Origin of the sequence: Microbacterium marinum (assembly GCF_014204835.1) — a bacterium.
Lineage (GTDB): Bacteria > Actinomycetota > Actinomycetes > Actinomycetales > Microbacteriaceae > Microbacterium > Microbacterium marinum.
This window is the reverse complement of sequence record NZ_JACHMD010000001.1, coordinates 661,491-677,945: the sequence shown is the minus strand read 5'-3', so window position 1 is coordinate 677,945 and position 16,455 is coordinate 661,491. Positions and strand designations below refer to the sequence as shown.

General features: G+C 71.7%; 15 protein-coding genes. 7 read left to right on the top strand and 8 right to left on the bottom strand.

Annotated features, from left to right (window positions below):
• Positions 1-2: 2 nt before the first annotated feature.
• Both BKA24_RS15865 and purU read left to right on the top strand, forming a co-directional pair.
• On the top strand, positions 3-857 hold the full coding sequence (locus BKA24_RS15865) for a rhodanese-like domain-containing protein (RefSeq protein ID WP_184215060.1): 855 nt from the start codon (positions 3-5) through the stop codon (positions 855-857).
• Positions 858-918: 61 nt separating this feature from the next.
• The gene (gene purU / locus BKA24_RS03305; RefSeq protein WP_184215057.1) at positions 919-1,797 is read left to right on the top strand and encodes a formyltetrahydrofolate deformylase; all 879 of its coding nucleotides are present in this window, start codon (positions 919-921) and stop codon (positions 1,795-1,797) included.
• 12 nt (positions 1,798-1,809) lie between these two features.
• Here purU and BKA24_RS03300 read toward each other — a convergent pair whose 3' ends face one another.
• Positions 1,810-2,583 carry an SDR family NAD(P)-dependent oxidoreductase gene (locus tag BKA24_RS03300; protein ID WP_184215055.1) on the bottom strand — a complete coding sequence of 258 codons (774 nt, stop codon included), beginning with the start codon at positions 2,581-2,583 and terminating at the stop codon, positions 1,810-1,812.
• A gap of 84 nt (positions 2,584-2,667) precedes the next feature.
• On the opposite strand from BKA24_RS03300, the gene BKA24_RS03295 reads away from it, so the two are divergent.
• A complete protein-coding gene (locus tag BKA24_RS03295; protein ID WP_184215051.1) occupies positions 2,668-3,147 on the top strand; it encodes a MarR family winged helix-turn-helix transcriptional regulator in 480 nt (159 codons plus the stop codon).
• Positions 3,148-3,216: 69 nt separating this feature from the next.
• On the opposite strand, the gene BKA24_RS03290 is transcribed toward BKA24_RS03295, so the two are convergent.
• The 4 genes from BKA24_RS03290 to BKA24_RS03275 all read right to left on the bottom strand — a co-directional run bounded on the left by BKA24_RS03290 (position 3,217) and on the right by BKA24_RS03275 (position 8,556).
• Positions 3,217-4,020, bottom strand: a complete 804-nt coding sequence (locus BKA24_RS03290) for a MerR family transcriptional regulator (protein WP_221417271.1) — start codon at positions 4,018-4,020, stop codon at positions 3,217-3,219.
• Between the two features lie 139 nt (positions 4,021-4,159).
• On the bottom strand, positions 4,160-4,717 hold the full coding sequence (locus BKA24_RS03285; RefSeq protein ID WP_246366997.1) for a 2'-5' RNA ligase family protein: 558 nt from the start codon (positions 4,715-4,717) through the stop codon (positions 4,160-4,162).
• Between the two features lie 2 nt (positions 4,718-4,719).
• Complete coding sequence (locus BKA24_RS03280) at positions 4,720-6,702, bottom strand: M13 family metallopeptidase (RefSeq protein ID WP_184215045.1); 1,983 nt, start codon at positions 6,700-6,702, stop codon at positions 4,720-4,722.
• Between the two features lie 69 nt (positions 6,703-6,771).
• Complete coding sequence (locus tag BKA24_RS03275) at positions 6,772-8,556, bottom strand: alpha/beta fold hydrolase (protein WP_184220370.1); 1,785 nt, start codon at positions 8,554-8,556, stop codon at positions 6,772-6,774.
• A gap of 157 nt (positions 8,557-8,713) precedes the next feature.
• Here BKA24_RS03275 and BKA24_RS03270 point away from each other — a divergent pair, with 157 nt between their 5' ends.
• The 4 genes from BKA24_RS03270 to araA all read left to right on the top strand — a co-directional run bounded on the left by BKA24_RS03270 (position 8,714) and on the right by araA (position 13,623).
• Positions 8,714-9,700, top strand: a complete 987-nt coding sequence (locus BKA24_RS03270; protein ID WP_184215042.1) for a LacI family DNA-binding transcriptional regulator — start codon at positions 8,714-8,716, stop codon at positions 9,698-9,700.
• An 85-nt stretch (positions 9,701-9,785) separates the two neighbouring features.
• Positions 9,786-10,505: an L-ribulose-5-phosphate 4-epimerase gene (locus BKA24_RS03265; protein WP_184215039.1), complete on the top strand. Its 720-nt coding sequence runs from the start codon at positions 9,786-9,788 to the stop codon at positions 10,503-10,505.
• On the top strand, positions 10,502-12,124 hold the full coding sequence (locus BKA24_RS03260) for a xylulokinase (protein ID WP_184215036.1): 1,623 nt from the start codon (positions 10,502-10,504) through the stop codon (positions 12,122-12,124). Before BKA24_RS03265 ends, BKA24_RS03260 begins: the two co-directional genes overlap by 4 nt.
• Positions 12,121-13,623 (top strand): L-arabinose isomerase, encoded by a 1,503-nt coding sequence (gene araA / locus BKA24_RS03255; protein WP_184215033.1) that lies wholly within the window; start codon positions 12,121-12,123, stop codon positions 13,621-13,623. The genes BKA24_RS03260 and araA overlap by 4 nt, the downstream gene beginning before the upstream one ends.
• Before the next feature lie 211 nt (positions 13,624-13,834).
• Here the strand turns inward: araA and BKA24_RS15710 are convergent, their stop codons facing one another.
• From BKA24_RS15710 to BKA24_RS03245, 3 genes are all read right to left on the bottom strand, one after another.
• The gene (locus BKA24_RS15710) at positions 13,835-13,957 is read right to left on the bottom strand and encodes a hypothetical protein (protein ID WP_281385732.1); all 123 of its coding nucleotides are present in this window, start codon (positions 13,955-13,957) and stop codon (positions 13,835-13,837) included.
• 340 nt (positions 13,958-14,297) lie between these two features.
• On the bottom strand, positions 14,298-15,404 hold the full coding sequence (locus BKA24_RS03250; RefSeq protein WP_184215030.1) for a glycerate kinase: 1,107 nt from the start codon (positions 15,402-15,404) through the stop codon (positions 14,298-14,300).
• Positions 15,401-16,444, bottom strand: a complete 1,044-nt coding sequence (locus tag BKA24_RS03245; protein ID WP_184215027.1) for a LacI family DNA-binding transcriptional regulator — start codon at positions 16,442-16,444, stop codon at positions 15,401-15,403. The genes BKA24_RS03250 and BKA24_RS03245 overlap by 4 nt, the downstream gene beginning before the upstream one ends.
• Positions 16,445-16,455: the final 11 nt, after the last annotated feature.

Below are 16,455 nucleotides of genomic sequence, written 5' to 3'. Positions count from 1 at the left end.
GGGTGGGCCACCTCATCTCCGTCGACGACATCGACGTCGCCCGGGCGTCCGGGCGCACGGTGCGTCTGCTTGACGTGCGATGGCGACTCGATGTGCCCGAGGGGCGGCCGGCCTACGTCGCCGGGCATCTGCCGGGCGCGGTCTACGTCGACCTCGAGAGGGAGCTGGCAAGTCCCGGGCACCCCGAGCTGGGGCGGCATCCACTTCCCAGCCTCGATGAGCTGCGTACCGCCGTGCAGCGCTGGGGTGTCAACGGCGGCGACCTCGTCGTGGCGTACGACGACAACGACGGCGTAGCTGCGGCGCGGGCCTGGTGGCTGCTGCGCCGCCGAGGCGTGGACATCCGCGTGCTCGACGGTGGACTGCGCGCCTGGATCGCCGCAGGACTCCCACTCCAGACCGGCGACGTCGCCGTCGAGCCGGGCGACGCGGTCATCGGGGACGACGACCCGGGTGTCATCTCGCTGCCCGACGTGGCACGGCTCCCCCAGCACGGCGTGCTCGTGGACGTCCGCAGTCCCGACCAGTACCGCGGCCGCGCGGCGACCCTCGATCCCATCGGCGGCCACATCCCGGGTGCGGTGAACGTCCCCGCCGTGACCCACATGCGCCCCGATGGGCGACTGCGCGCCCCCTCCGAGATCGCGTCTGCCCTCGCCGCCCACGGCATCCGCCCCGGCGTGACCGTCGCGGTCTACTGCGGATCGGCCGTGGCGTCCACGCACTCGGCGCTCGCCTTCGAGCTCGCCGGCGTCGACGCGAAGATCTATACCGGATCGTGGAGCCAATGGTCGCGCACCAGCGGGAGACCCGTCGCCACCGGTGCCGACCCCTGGGATGTGACGGACTCCGCCTGAGCCGGGGGGATGAGTGGGGCGGCGTTCCGCGGCATCCACCCGCACAGGGCAGAATCGAAGGATGACCTCCCCCGCCCCGCAGCTGCACCCCGCCCACGCCTGCCTCATCGTGCACGGCAAGGACACCCCGGGGATCATCGCCGCCGTCTCGGCGATGATCACGCGGATCGGCGGGAACATCGTGGCGTTCGACCAGTACTCCGACGACCCGCGCGGCGGCGCGTACTTCCAGCGGGTGGTGTTCCACCGCCCCGACTTCGCCGCAGCCCGTCCGCAGATCGAGACGGAGATCGCGGCGACGCTCGACCCCTTCGAACTGGAATGGTCGCTGACCGACCAGTCGGTCCCCAAGCGCATGGCCATCCTCGCGTCGAAGCAGGACCACTGCCTGCTCGACCTGCTGTGGCGCAACCGCCGCGGCGAGCTGCCCACCACGATCCCGATGGTGATCTCGAACCACACGACGTCGGCGGAAGACGTGCGCTCGCTGGGCGTCCCGTTCTTCCACGTGCCGTCGGTCGCGGGCCCCGACAAGTCGGCATCCGAGGCGAAGATCCTCGAGCTGCTGAAGGGCAACGTCGACTTCGTCGTCCTCGCCCGCTACATGCAGATCCTGTCGCCGGAGTTCCTCGAGCAGCTGGGCGTGCCGGTCATCAACATCCACCACTCCTTCCTGCCCGCCTTCATCGGCGCCGAGCCGTACCGCAAGGCCAAGGAGCGCGGCGTGAAGCTCATCGGCGCGACGAGCCACTACGTGACCGGCGACCTCGACGAGGGTCCGATCATCGAGCAGGACACCATCCGCGTGACGCACGCCGACACCACGGAGGAGCTCGTCCGCCGCGGTGCCGACGTCGAGCGCCAGGTGCTCTCACGGGCCGTCCGCTGGCACGCCGAAGACCGCATCATCCGGCACGGGAACCACACGATCGTCTTCTGACCCCCGGGGGCGTCAGAGCGTCGTGGTGAGCACGCCGCCGTCGGCACGCAGTGCGGCACCGTTCGTGGCCGACGCGAGCGGGCTCGCGAGGTAGGCGACGAGGCTCGCGATCTCCGCCGGCTCGATGAACCGCTCGAGCAGACTCGTCCGGTTCTCCCCGATGACCGCGGCTTTGATCGCGTCGGCCGGCGCGCCCTGGGCAGCGGCGAGAGATTCGACGACGGATGCCACGCCGTCGGAGTACGTCGGTCCGCCGAGCACGGTGTTGACGGTGACCGAGGTGCCACGGGTGAGCTTCGCGAGCCCGTTGCCGAGCGCGATCATCGCCGCCTTCGTGACGCCGTAGGGGATCATCTCGGCGGGCACGTTCACCCCCGACTCGCTCGCGATGTTGACGATGCGGCCCCACCCGCGCGCGAGCATGCCCGGCAGCACCTCGCGCGACAGCCGAACGGCGCTCAGCAGGTTCACGTCGAGGTACCGCTGCCACTCGTCGTCGCCGAGGGTGGCGAAATCGGTGAGGGCGAACTGGCCCGCGTTGTTCACGAGGATGTCGACGTCGCCCAGGTCGCCCAGCGCGGCCGACACGTCTCCGGCGATCGCAGAGACGTCGGCGCCGGGCACCTCTTCGCGGAGGCGTGCGACGGCGGCATCCGTCCGGGTCTGATCGCGACCGTTGAGTACCACTTTCGCGCCTTCGGCGGCGAGCGCGGCGGCGATCGCGAAGCCGATGCCCTGCGTCGATCCGCTGATGAACGCGCGCTTGTGGCGCAGTTGGAGGTCCATGTCCTCGTCCTTTGTTGACTTGCTTGGGAAAGTCAGGCTATACAGCTTCACTTGCCTGAGCAAGTCATGCCGTACGCTGAACGCATGTCCGCCGACGCACTCGAACCCGCTGAACTCGAGACCTGGGCGTCGCTCGCGACGCTCCTCGAGTGGCTCCCCGCCGCGCTCGATGCGCAGCTCCAGCGCGATGCCGGACTCACCCACTTCGAGTACGGCGTCCTGTACGCGCTCGCGCACGCCGACGACCGGACGCTGCGGATGAGCGTGCTCGCCGGCTACGCGCACAGCACCTTGTCGCGCCTGTCGCGGGCGGCGACCCGCCTCGAAGCGCGCGGACTGCTGCGGCGCGAGACCGACCCGTCCGACGGCCGCTACACGCTCGCCGTCCTGACGGATGCCGGTGCCGACGCGCAGCGCGCAGCGGCCCCTGGCCACGTCGCGCTGGTCGAGCGGCTCGTTTTCGGCGCGCTCACCGCGGCGCAGGCGCGGCAGCTCGGCGACCACACCCGCAAGATCCTCGCCGCGCTCGAGGGCGACGCGGCGTGGCTGCCCGGGAGGGGTTGAGCGCCGCCGACCCGACGCAAACCGTCCGTCACACGCGTGCGAGACGACCGATTGCGTCGGGTCGAGCGGTCAGGCGACGGGCTGCTGCAGGTCGACGGTCCAGCGAGCACCGGGACCGTCGAAAGGCGTCTGCTCGTAGATCTCGCGCGCGGGGCCGTCCGAGCGCAGTCCGCGGCGTTCGATCTCGGCGACCAGTGCTTGCCATGCCGCCTGGATGCCGGAGAGGTCAGCGCCGTCGAGACGAACGGTCAGAGCGCGCGGGTGCGCCGCCACGGTCGCGGCGTCGAGCCCGTCGGGCACGGGAGCGTCGCCGATCTGCTCGGCGGCGGCCGCGATCATGCCGTCCTCGACGTCGGTGTACACAGCGACGCCCGGCCCGACGCGCGTCGCGCCGGACCGTCCGATCAGCTCGTTCACGCGGTCGAACATGCCGCTGATCTCCTCCTCGATCTGCGCCATCTCGCTGACCTTCGCGGCGAGTTGCACCAGATGCAGTTCGGGCAGCGGGGTCTCGATGAATGCGGACATGGGATGCTCCTTCTCGATCGATCGAAGTCTCGTCTCGACCTCGCGCAGACGCTGCCGGTCGGCGTCGATCTGCGCCGCCAACTCCTCGCGGCGCGTTCGCAGCAGGCCGGCCAGTGACACATCCGGCATCCCGTCGTCCAGCATCACGCCGACCTGCTCGAGGGTGAACCCGAGGTCTTTCAGGGCGACGAGCCGGTTGGCGCGATCCAGCTGCGACGCTGCGTATGAGCGGTACCCCGAGAATGGGTCGACCCGCTGCGGGCGCAGCAGACCGAGCTGGTCGTAGTGACGCAGCATCCGCACCGAGACGCCGGCGAGGCGGGCGAATTCTCCGATACTCAACATGGTGATCCCAGGCCACAGTCTGACACCGTGTGAGGGTCAAGCGACGTGCGGATTCTCCCACCCGCAGGCGCGTCGAGCCGACTGCAAAACATCGCATGAGCGGGCGGGGAACGGCAGTTCGCGTCGGGTCGAGCGCCGGTCAGTCGGGGAAACCGCCGAGGTCGGTGACGGTGGCGGATGCCGCGTCCCACCGCCGCAGCGAGAGGGCGCGGCCGTGCAGCTCGCCGCCGAGCAGGGGCAGCGCGCGCTCGAGGTCGGCCACCTTCAGGCGGCGCGCGAGGGTGACGTGCGGCATCCACTCCCCAGGGCTGGTGTGCGGCGCATCGGCGCCCGCCACGGCGAGCGACACGCCCTCCGCGGCGTGCGGCGCGCCAGACCCGGCGGCGGCATGCACCGCGGCGTGGAGCTCGAGCAACTCCGCAGACGGCAGCACCGCTCGCGCCAGCACCCGACGGTCACCGGCACCGAACAGCATCGGGGCGCCGAGCACGACCGGGAACGCCGCACGCTCGGCGACAGCGAACGGCCCCAGCTCAGGCCGCACCAGCAGCGTCACGTGCGGCCGGTTGCTCGGCGCCGTGTGCGCGGCGAGGCTTGACAGGCCCGCCGCGGCGAGTGCCTCCCACTCCGCGCGCACGGCGCGCTCAGTCGCCTCGTCGAGCAGCAGCTCGATACTGACGACCGGCGCGCCGCGCATGCTCACCAGATGGTGACGCGCTTGTCCTCGTCGAGCCACAGCGCGTCGGACTCGGTGACCCCGAACGCGGTGTAGAACTCGTCGACGTTGCGGACGATCTGGTTGCACCGGAACTCGTTCGGCGAGTGCGGGTCGATCGTGAGGAGCCGGATCGCCTCGGCGTCGCGAGCCTTCTGCTGCCAGATCTGTCCCCAGCTCAGCAGCAGGCGCTGGATGCCGGTGAATCCATCGACCACGGGACCGTCGGGGTCGGACGACCCGGTCGAGGCCAGGTGAAGACGGTACGCCTTGATCGCGATGCCGAGGCCGCCGAGGTCGCCGATGTTCTCGCCGATCGTCAGGGCGCCGTTGACGGTGTGGTCATCGGCGAGCCCCTGCGGGACGAGCGCGTTGTACTGCTCGATGAGCGCGCTCGTGCGCTCGGTGAACGCCGCGCGGTCCTCGTCGGTCCACCAGTCGTTCAGGGCGCCGGTGCCGTCGAAGGCGCTCCCCTGGTCGTCGAAGCCATGGCCGATCTCGTGGCCGATGACCGCGCCGATGCCGCCGTAGTTCGCCGCGGCATCCCGCTCGAGGTCGAAGAACGGGAACTGAAGGATCGCCGCCGGGAACACGATCTCGTTCATGAGGGGGTTGTAGTACGCGTTGACCGTCTGGGGCGTCATGAACCACTCGTCGCGGTCGATGGGGGCGCCGAGCTTGGCGAGCTGACGGTCGTGCTCCCACGCGTTCGAGCGGCGGACGTTGCCGGTGAGGTCGGATGCCGTGATCTCGAGGTCGCTGTAGTCCTTCCACTTCACGGGGTAGCCGACCTTGGGGGTGAAGCTGTCGAGCTTCTCGAGGGCACGCTCGCGGGTGGCGGGCGTCATCCACTCGAGACCGGTGATGGACTGCCGGTACGCCTCGATGAGGTTCGCGACCAACTCATCCATCTCCGTCTTCGCCTGCGGCGGGAAGTGCCGCTCGACGTACACCTTGCCGACGGCCTCGCCGAGGGCGGCCTCGACGAGCGAGACGCCGCGCTTCCACCGCGCCCGGTTGACGGGGACGCCGGTCAGCTCGGTGCCGTAGAACGCGAAGTTCGCGTCGACGAACGCCTGCGACAGGAACGGCGCCGACGCGCGGATCACATGCAGACGCAGCCACGCCTTCCAGTCCTCGAGCCGCTCCTCGATGAGCAGCGATCCGAGCCCCTCGAGGAAGCTCGGCTGGTACACGTTGACCTCGGCGATCGCCTCAGCCCGGCCGGGGGCGACGGCGTCGCGCCACGGTGCCAGGTCGACGCCGGCGAGCGCGACCGCGGCATCCCACGTCATCAGGTTGTAGGTCGCGACGGCGTCACGGCTGCGGACGTTGTCCCAGTGATGCGACGCGAGCTCGGTCTCGAGCGCGAGCACCCGGTCGGCCTGCGCCTCGGCGTCGGCGACTCCCGCCAACGACAGCATGGTGGCGACGTAGGTGCGGAAGGCTGCACGGGTGCCCTCGAAGTCATCAAGGCGGTAGTAGCTCTCGTCGGGGAGTGAGAGCCCTCCCTGGACGATGAACGTGACGTAGCGCTGCGGGTTGCCGGGATCGGGCTCGATGTAGGTCCCGAACACCCCGCCCACGCCTTCGCGCTCGAGGACGCCGACGGTGTGCAGCAGCCCCGGAATGTCGGTCACCCGGTCGACGAAGGTCAGCTGCGGGGCGATCGCCTCGGCGCCCTTCGCCTCGATCGCGTCGGTGTCCATGAAGCTCGTGTACAGATCACCGATCTTCCGGGCTTCCGTCCCGGGCTCCGCTGTCTGCGACTCCTCGATGATGACCTTGACGTCGTCCTCGGCCTGCTCGGCGATGAGGTGGAACGACCCCCAGCGCGCCTTGTCCTCGGGGATCTCGGTGCGGTCGAGCCACGACCCGTTCACGTGGCGGAAGAGGTCGTCCTGCGGACGCACGCTCTCGCTCAGCTCGTCGAGACGGATGCCGGAGGGGAGGGTGTTCTCGGTCATGCGTCCCAGGATATGTGCCGTCGTGCGGGCGGAGACCGGGGACGGATGCCGCGGCGCGGCATCCGCTCGTCAGTACCGCGTCGTCGAGCACCCCTCGGCGGCGGGGATGCCGGCGAAGCGGTCGCGGGTCCACTCGATGAGCTGGTCGAGCAGCGGCGACGGGCGCTCGACGACGGCGGCGTGCTCGTAGCCGTCGTAGATGCGGAAGTCGACGTCCTGACCCGCCGCGCACGCCCGATCGACGTAGTCGGACTGCGCGCCGACGGAGATGACGCTGTCCGAGCCGCCTTGCGCGAGCAGAAGGGGCGCGGTCTGACGCAGCGGCGCGGTGTTGTCGCGGAGGTGTCCGCCGAGCACACCGGTCGCCGGCGAGGTCGAGAACAGGCGGGTGTCCCCGCTCATCCCGAGCGCCGCGGCCACCGAGATGATGATCGACGGGTCGGTGAGGCAGCGGTCGGACATCTGACGCAGCGTGGTCTCGGCGCCGGGGCGGACGTAGTCGCGGTACTCGACATCGGGATAGATCTCCGAGAACGAGGCGAACGCGTACGAGGCGAAGATGCTGCCGCCGGTCACGTCGGAGATGTTCTGCACGAGAGCCGCCGGGTCGCTCGCCGGGGCGAGCGCCGCTACCCCCTGGACCCAGACGTCCGGCGCGTAGTCTCGGGCGAGCGCCCCCGCCCAGAGCGCCGCTCCCCCGCCCTGCGAATGTCCCCAGACCACGGTCCGCGCACCGAGGTCGGCCTCGGTGAGCTGCTTCGCCGCCCGCACCGCGTCGAGCGATGCGGTCGCGCTCGGAGGCCCGACCAGGTACGGGTGCGGCCCCTCGGTTCCGAGCCCGATGTAGTCGGTCGAGACGACCGCCCATCCCTCCCGGATGAGCGTCGGAAGGATGTACATCGCCCCCGACCACATGCCCCGCTCCTGCAGCGAGGGCGCGCAGTGCTGTGCGAATCCGGTCGTGCCGTGGTTCCAGTCCACGACCGGCCACCGCCCGTCGCCCTCCTTCGGCACCGCGACGATGCCGCTCGCCACGCGCACCCGCCCGTCGACACCAGTGGTCGTGTAGAGGATCCGCCATCCGTTCGCCGAGTTCGGGATGCCGGCGGTGAAGGGCTCCGCGCGCACGAGTTGGCCCGGCGCGTCGGGCAGGTCGCGGGGCGCCGCATAGAAGTCGTCGACGACCGTCGATCCTTCGCGAAGCGGTACCGTGACGACCGCGGTCGTGACCGCGAGGCCGACGGAAACGACCGCGATGACCGTCCGCCCCCATCGCCGCCGCGGGCGGTCCGCCGCGGGGCGCGCTGCGTCGTTGCGGCGACGGGCGCGCGTCCACAGGTCGACGACACCGCTCATGATGAGCCGGGCACCGAACACGACGGCGACGACGAGCAGGGTGATGTCGGGCCAGAACAGCGCGAGGGCGCCGAAGATGACGCCCGACGCCCCGAACGCGGCATCCGCGATGCGCGCATCGATCGTGCGTCCGCGCCCGAACGTGCCGATGAGGCCGAGCACGCCGGCGGCGAGCAGGAGGATGCCGACGAGACCCGCGAGAAGCCGGACCGTCAGTCCCGGCGCGACGAGCACGATGAGGCCGCCGACGAGCCAGCCGAGACCCGTGAGGGTGCGCCACCGAGGGCGCTCCGCCTCGTCCACGCGGCCCGTCAGGTCGAGAACGCCGGTGAGCACCATCCCGCCGCCGATCAGCCAGGCGAGCACGTCGAGGGCGGTCGTCGGGCGGATGACGATGACGACGCCGAGGACGAGCGCGAGCACCGCGATCGAGATCCGCACCCACTCGGGCATGCGCGCGTGGAGGCGCGCGAGCGCGAGGCGCTGCAGGATCCGCATCTGCACCCTCCGACGGTTCGGGTCTCCGGTCCTCTCCACGTTAACGAAGCCCGCGGATCCCCGCGGGCCCTCGACATTCCGTCCGCGGGATGCAAGGTGGGCGGGATGGCTGGCGCCGAGTCCGGGATGCGCGCGCCGCGCGGATAAGGTGAGCCGCATGGGACGAACGGGGACGACACGAGCGGGCGTGCGCGACGTCGCCGCTCGCGCGGGCGTCTCGACCCAGACCGTCTCGCGGGTGATCAACGCGAGTCCCAACGTCCGCCCCGACACCCGCACCCGGGTCGAGGCGGCCATGGCCGAGCTCGGCTACCGGGTGAACAACGCGGCGCGAGCGCTCGGCACCTCGACGACGCGGACCCTCGGCGTCATCGCCTCGGACGCCACCCTCTCGGGTCCGTCCGCCGGGATCGCCGCCCTCGACACCGCCGCGCGCGACGTCGGCCACTGGATCGCGACCGCGTACGCCGATGCCGACGACCCCGGCGCCGTGACCACCGCGGCATCCCGTCTGCTGGCGCAAGGAGTCGACGCGATCATCGTCGTCGCGCCGCACACCGCCACGCTCCCCGCACTCCGCGGCACGATCGGCGAGACGCCGCTGGCCGCCCTTCACACCGGGGCGGGCGGCGACGTGCAACGCCGCGCGGCCGCGCTCGCAGTGTCGCACCTGATCGACCTCGGTCACCGACGCATCGCCCGGCTCGCGGGGCCCGCCGACTGGCTCGAGGCGATCGCGCGTGATGCCGGCGCCGCCGAGACCCTCGCGGCTGCCGGGTTGAGCGCCGCGGGCGTCTGGCACGGCGACTGGAGCGCAGCGGCGGGCGCCGCGGTAGCCGGGGAGGTCACCGCGGCGCTCCGCGAACCCGACGGCCCGACGGCGGTGGCGGTGGCGAACGACCAGATGGCGCTCGGCCTGATCGCGGGACTGCAGCGACTCGGCATCGCCGTGCCGGGCGCCGTCAGCGTCACGGGCTTCGACGACAATGCCGATGCAGCCTTCTACACGCCGGCGCTGACCACCGTCCGCGTCGACACCGCCGGCGAGGCCCGCCGAGTCGTCGCCGACGTGCTCGGGCAAACAGCCGACGCCCCGGCGGCCGAGCCGGCGCTCGTCGCGCGCGACTCGACCGCCCCGCGCTGACCGGCCCGCGCTGACCGGCCGGCGCCCAAGCCTCGGCACCTCACCACGGTGGCGAATGCACCGTGTTATCGGTAACATTCGACACATGTCCGATCCCAATGAGGCGATCAGCCCCGAGGTGCAGCAGGCGATCGACGCCGTCCGCGCCGAGGTCGCCGCCCTGCACGCCGAACTCGTCCGCTACGGCCTCGTCATCTGGACGGGCGGGAACGTCTCGGGCCGCGTCCCCGGTGCGGACCTGTTCGTCATCAAGCCCTCGGGCGTCTCGTACGACGACCTCGCGCCCGAGAACATGATCCTCTGCGACCTCGACGGCAACGTCATCGCCGGCAGCCCGGGCAGCGACCGCTCCCCGTCGAGCGACACAGCCGCACACGCGTACGTCTACCGCAACATGCCCGAGGTCGGCGGCGTCGTGCACACCCACTCCCCCTACGCGGTCGCCTGGGCCGCCCGCGGCGAGGAGATCCCCTGCGTCATCACCGGGATGGCCGACGAGTTCGGCGGTCCGATCCCGATCGGACCGTTCGCGATCATCGGCGACGACTCCATCGGCCGCGGCATCGTCGAGACCCTCACCGGCCACCGCTCGCGCGCCGTCCTTATGCAGAACCACGGTCCGTTCACGATCGGCGTGACCGCGAAGGATGCCGTGAAGGCCGCCGTCATGTGCGAGGACGCCGCCCGCACGGTGCACTTCGCCCGGCAGGGCGGCGAGCTGATCCCCATCCCGCAGGACAAGATCGACGCCCTCTACAACCGGTACCAGAACGTCTACGGCCAGAGCACGGACGCCCGCCGATGAGTGCGGCATCCGTCATCTCTTCGGGCGGCGCAGCGCTGGGCATCGAGCTCGGCTCGACCCGCATCAAAGCGTGCCTCGTCGACGCATCTGACCCCACGGTCGTGCTCGCCGTCGGCAGTCACGAGTGGGAGAACGCGCTCGAGGACGGCGTCTGGACGTACTCCGAGGATGCCGTGTGGTCGGGCCTGCAGGCCGCGTACGCCGACCTCGTCGCCGACGTCCGGCGGCGGGGCGCGGAGCTCACCGACCTCGCCGGCATCGGCGTCTCGGCGATGATGCACGGCTACCTCGCGTTCGACGCGGACGGAACGCTGCTCGTCCCGTTCCGCACGTGGCGGAACACCTCGACCGGTGCCGCCGCGGCGGAGCTCACCGACCTGCTCGGCGTCAACATCCCGCTCCGCTGGTCGATCGCGCATCTGCACCAGGCGATCCTCGACGATGAGGCGCACCTCGCCTCGCTCGCGAAGATCAACACGCTCGCCGGGTGGGTGCACGAGAAGCTCACCGGCCGCTTCGTGTTGGGTGTCGGCGACGCGTCGGGGATGTTCCCCATCGACGCGTCGGGCGGGTACGACCGCGACCGGATTGCCGCGTACGACGCTCATGCCGCCGGCTTCCTCGCCGGCCGCAGTCTCGTCGACCTGCTTCCCGAGGTCCTCCCCGCGGGAGCGGATGCCGGGACCCTGACCGCCGACGGCGCAGCCCTCCTCGACCCATCGGGCGCCCTCCGCCCGGGCGCGGTCGCCGCCCCTGCCGAGGGCGACGCCGGCACCGGCATGGTCGCCACGAACGCCGTCGCGCCGCGCACCGGCAACGTCAGCGCGGGAACCAGCATCTTCGCGATGGTCGTCCTCGAGCGCCCCCTCGAGCGGGTGCACACCGAGATCGACCTCGTCACGACGCCCGCCGGCGACCCGGTGGCGATGGTGCACTGCAACAACGGCGCGAGCGAGCTCGCGGCCTGGGCGTCGCTGTTCGCGCGCTTCGCCGCGGCATCCGGTCAGTCCCTGACGACGGATGCCGTCTACGAGACGCTCCTGCGCGAAGCCCTCGAGGGCGCCGCGGATGCCGGCGGCGTGCTCGCGTACAACCACCTGTCGGGCGAGCCGATCGCCAGCCTCGACGAGGGCCGGCCGCTCGTGGTGCGCACTCCCGACGCCGACTTCTCGCTCGCTAACCTCATGCGCGCGCAGGTGTACGGCGTCTTCGCGACGCTCGCGATCGGCATGCAGACCCTCGCCGAGGAGGGTGTCGCGCTCGAGAAGATGTTCGCGCACGGCGGCGTGTTCCGCACCGCGGGCGTCGCGCAGCGCTTCCTGGCCGGGGCGCTCGACGCACCCGTCACGGTCGGGGACACCGCCGCTGAGGGCGGGGCGTGGGGCATGGCCGTGCTCGCCGCGTTCGCCGCCACGGAGCGCACGACCGACCTCGCGACCTACCTGACCGATCGCGTCTTCGCGGGAGCGGCGTCCGTCACCGCGGACCCGCAGCCCGCCGACGTCGCAGGGTTCGCCGACTACCTCGCCCGCTACCGCGCAGGCCTCGCCGTCGAAGCCGCCGCGATCCCCGCTCTGCCGCTGCGCGGCATCCGCTCATCGAACGAAGGAACAGCATGACCCTCTCCACCAGCCTCGAGCAGTACACCGTCTGGTTCGTCACCGGCAGCCAGAACCTGTACGGCGAGGAGACGCTGCGCCAGGTCGCCGAGCAGTCGCAGGCCGTCGCCGAGGGCCTCGCCGGGCTCCCCGTGAAGGTCGAGTGGAAGCCGGTGCTGAAGGATGCCGACTCGATCCGCCGGCTCGCTCTCGACGCGAACGCCGACGACTCGGTCATCGGCGTCATCGCGTGGATGCACACGTTCAGCCCCGCGAAGATGTGGATCTCGGGCCTCGATGCCCTCCGCAAGCCGCTCCTCCACCTGCACACGCAGGCGAACGTCGAGCTGCCGTGGAACGACATCGACTTCGACTTCATGAACCTCAACCAGGCCGCGCACGGCGACCGTGAGTTCGGGTACATCCAGACGCGCCTGGGCGTCTCGCGCAAGACGGTCGTCGGGCACGTGTCGAACCCGGTCGTCGTGCAGCAGATCGAGGACTGGCAGCGCGCCGCCGCCGGCTGGCAGGCTGCCCGCACCCTGAAGCTCGCCCGTTTCGGCGACAACATGCGCTACGTCGCGGTGACCGAGGGCGACAAGACCGAGGCCGAGCTGCAGTTCGGCGTGCAGGTCAACACGTGGGGCGTGAATGAGCTGGCGGATGCCGTGGCGCAGGCCACCGACGCCCAGATCGACGCCCTCGTCGAGGAGTACGTCGCGTCCTACGACGTCGCCGAGGAGCTGCTGCCGGGTGCCGAGCGCCACCAGTCGCTGCGCGACGGCGCCGCGATCGAGATCGGGCTGCGCTCGTTCCTCGAGGGAGGCGGCTTCGGCGCCTTCACCACGTCGTTCGAGGACCTCGGTGCGCTGACGCAGCTGCCCGGCCTCGCGGTGCAGCGCCTGATGGCGGAGGGCTACGGCTTCGGCGCCGAGGGCGACTGGAAGACGGCGATCCTCGTCCGCGTCGCGAACGTCATGGGTTCGGGTCTGCCTGGCGGTGCGAGCCTCATGGAGGACTACACCTACGACCTCGTGCCCGGCAAGGAGCGGATCCTCGGCGCGCACATGCTCGAGGTGTCCCCCTCGCTCACGACCGCAAAGCCGCGCCTTGAGGTGCACGAGCTGGGCATCGGCGGCAAGGCCGACCCCGTGCGGCTGGTCTTCACGGCGGACGCCGGCCCCGCGCTCGTGGTCGCGATGAGCGACATGCGCGACCGCTTCCGCCTCGTCGCGAACGTCGTCGAGAATGTCGACGCCCCCGACCTGCCGAAGCTGCCCGTCGGCCGCGCCGTGTGGGAGCCGGCGCCCGACTTCGCGACCTCGGCGGCGTGCTGGCTCGCCGCCGGCGCCGCGCACCACACCGTCATGACGACGGCCGTGGGTATCGAGGTGTTCCGCGACTTCGCCGACATCGCCGGCACCGAACTGCTCGTCATCGACGAGGACACGACCGTCCGCGGCTTCCAGAAGGAGCTCCGCTGGAACCAGGCGTACTACCGCCTCGCCCGCGGCCTCTGATGAGGAGTGGATGCCGCGGCTCGCGGCATCCACTCGTCTTTTCAGGTGGCAGGACACGCCGCATCCCACTCGACGACGCGACCAGAACTGCCACCTGAACGAGGGGGCTGTGCGCCTCGCGCCTTTTCAGGTGGCAGGACACGCCGCATCGCGCTCGCCGAAGCGACCAGAACTGCCACCTGAACCAGGGGCAATGCCACCTGAACGAGCGTCAGTGCCCGTCGTGGCCAGGGAAGACGAGCTGGTGCTCCGAGTGGCTCGGCGCGTCGCTGCCGACGGCGGTCGATCCGAGCGCGGGCGTGACGAGCCCGGAGATGACGACGCAGCCGACCACGAGGCCGAGGACGCTGGTGACGGGGGCGCCGCGCGGGGCCGGCGAGGTGCGACGGATGCCGCAGTCCTGCAGTCCTTCAGGTGGTGCAGTGTGTGTTCGGTGTGAGCTCGGGATCGGATTGCCCCGGGGTTCGACCGATCGTTCCGTCAGCTGGCGGCGGTCCGGTGGGACTGCCAGGTGTCGTCGGCGCGGGGTGGCCGGCGGCGGCGTGGTGCCTGGCCCGAGCGTAGGAGCGGCGGCGCGCGCTGTTCCCGGGCATGTGCGCGGTGAGGCCGAGTGGTATCAGCGAACGCACAGGTTCGCGACACGGGTGCCGTCGGGCCCGGATCGACCGCTCGGGTCAGGCGTGCGCGCGGGCAAGGCGTCGCCCCGCTTCACGCAGCCACGTCGCCGGGTCTGCGAGGGAGGCCGCCGCGCTGCCGGCGAGGTCGGTCAGCGAGACGGTGTGCGCGAAGCCCGAGATGTCGGCATCCGCCCCCAACCTGCCGGCGACCAGCGCTGTGGGCACGCCCGCATGCGCGGCGAGCGCCTGCACGAAGGCGGGGACCTTCCCCGCGGCAGACTGCCCGTCGTACGACCCCTCGCCCGTGATCACGAGCGATGCCGCGACCATCGCGCCGCGCAGGTCGATGAGGTCGGCCACCTCACCCGACCCCGGGACGAGGCGCGCACCCCAGGCGGCGAGCGCGAACCCGGTCCCTCCGGCGGCGCCGGCTCCGGGGGCCGCCGGATCGACGCCGGGGCGGTGGCTGCCGACAAGGTGCGCGAAGCGGTGGAGCGCCGTGTCGACCGCGGAGACGTCCGCCGCGGGGAGCCCCTTCTGCGGCCCGAAGACGGCGGCGGCGCCGGCCGCACCGGTCAGCGGGTTCGTGACGTCCGAGAGGACGAGGGCACCGCCCGGCGGCAGGGCGCGCAGGCGCGAGACGTCGACGGCGGCGAGCGCCGCGAGGCCCCGCGCGCCGCGGGCGGTGTCGACGCCGTCGGCGTCCCGGAACCGGGCGCCGAGGGCGCGCAGCATCCCGGTGCCGCCGTCGGTCGAGGCCGACGACCCGATTCCGAGCACCAGGCGGTCGACGCCGGCGTCGAGGGCAGCGGCGATCGCCTCGCCGAAGCCCGTGGTGTCGGCATCCCACGGCAGACGATCCTCGCCGAGCAGCTCAATGCCGCTCGTCGAGGCGAGTTCCACGACACCCGTGCCGTCCGGCAGGAGGAGCCACTGCGCGTCGATCTCGGCGCCCCGAGGTCCGTGCACGCGGACAGGATGCCGCCGGGCGCCGGGGACGGCCGCCGCGAACGCGTCGAGCGTCCCCTCGCCGCCGTCGGCCATCGGGCGCGGCACGAGATCCGCTTCGGGATCGATGTCGTGCCACCCCGCGGCGAGATGAGCGGCGGCGGCAGCGGCAGGGATGGAGCCCTTGAAGCTGTCGAGGGCGATGACGACGCTCATGCGCGCGTCGGCGTGCTCTCCCGGAGGAGGACTTCGAGCTTCAGCTGTGCGGGGTCTGCCTGCCACTCGGGATCCGTCGCGGCGCGGAACGCCTGGTAGCCGACCTCTTCGAGCGGGATGCGCACCGTGGTGAGGGCCGGCGTGACATCGCGACCGGTGGGGATGTCGTCGAAGCCCGCGAAGGCGATGTCGCTCCCCGGCTCCCGCCCCGCCGCGCGCGCCGCCGACAGGGCGCCGATGGCGACCACGTCGCTGATGCCGAAGACGAGGGTGCCCGGCTCGACGCCGTCGGCGAGGGCACGCGTCATCATCTCGTGCCCCGACTCCCGGGTGAATCCGCCGCGGTAGACGCGAGGCGTCTCGCCGCCCGCAGCCGTGAATCCGGCGGTGAAGCCCGACACGCGGCTGTCGCTCGTGAGGGTGCCCTCCGCCGCCGCCAGGACGATCGCGTGCCGGTATCCGTGCGCGACGAGAGCCGAGCCCAGCGCTTCGGCGCCGCCCCGGTTGTCGAGGATGAGCGACCGGAGTCCGTCGGACTCGGCGCCGAACGCGACGACGGTGCCGCCGACGGCGCGGAGCTGATCCAGCTCGCGGGTGAGGTCGGGGTCGAAAAGACCTGCCGGGCGGGATGCCGCGAGGATGAGTCCCCGCGGACGCTGACCGCGCAGCGCCCTCACGAGACGGACCTCGCGGGCCGGATCGCGCTCGGTGATGGCCACCGTCACGACGAGGCCCGCCTCATCGGCGCCGCGCGCGACGCCGGACGCGATGAGACCGAAGTAGGGGTCGGCGATGTCAGCCACGAGGAGCGCGATGATCGCCGACGTCCCCCGCGCGGTCGCCTGCGCCGACAGGTTGGCGGTGTAGCCCAGGCGTGTCGCCGCCGCCTCCACCCGCTCGCGGTACGAGTCCGCGACCTTTCGCGCGGAACCGTTGAGCGCACGCGATGCCGTCGCGAGCGAGACCCCCGCCTCGCGCGCGACGTCGTCGAGGGTCACCGCCCCCGTGGAGGCGCGGCGCAGCGGAATCTGGTCGGTCATGATCCGAAGTC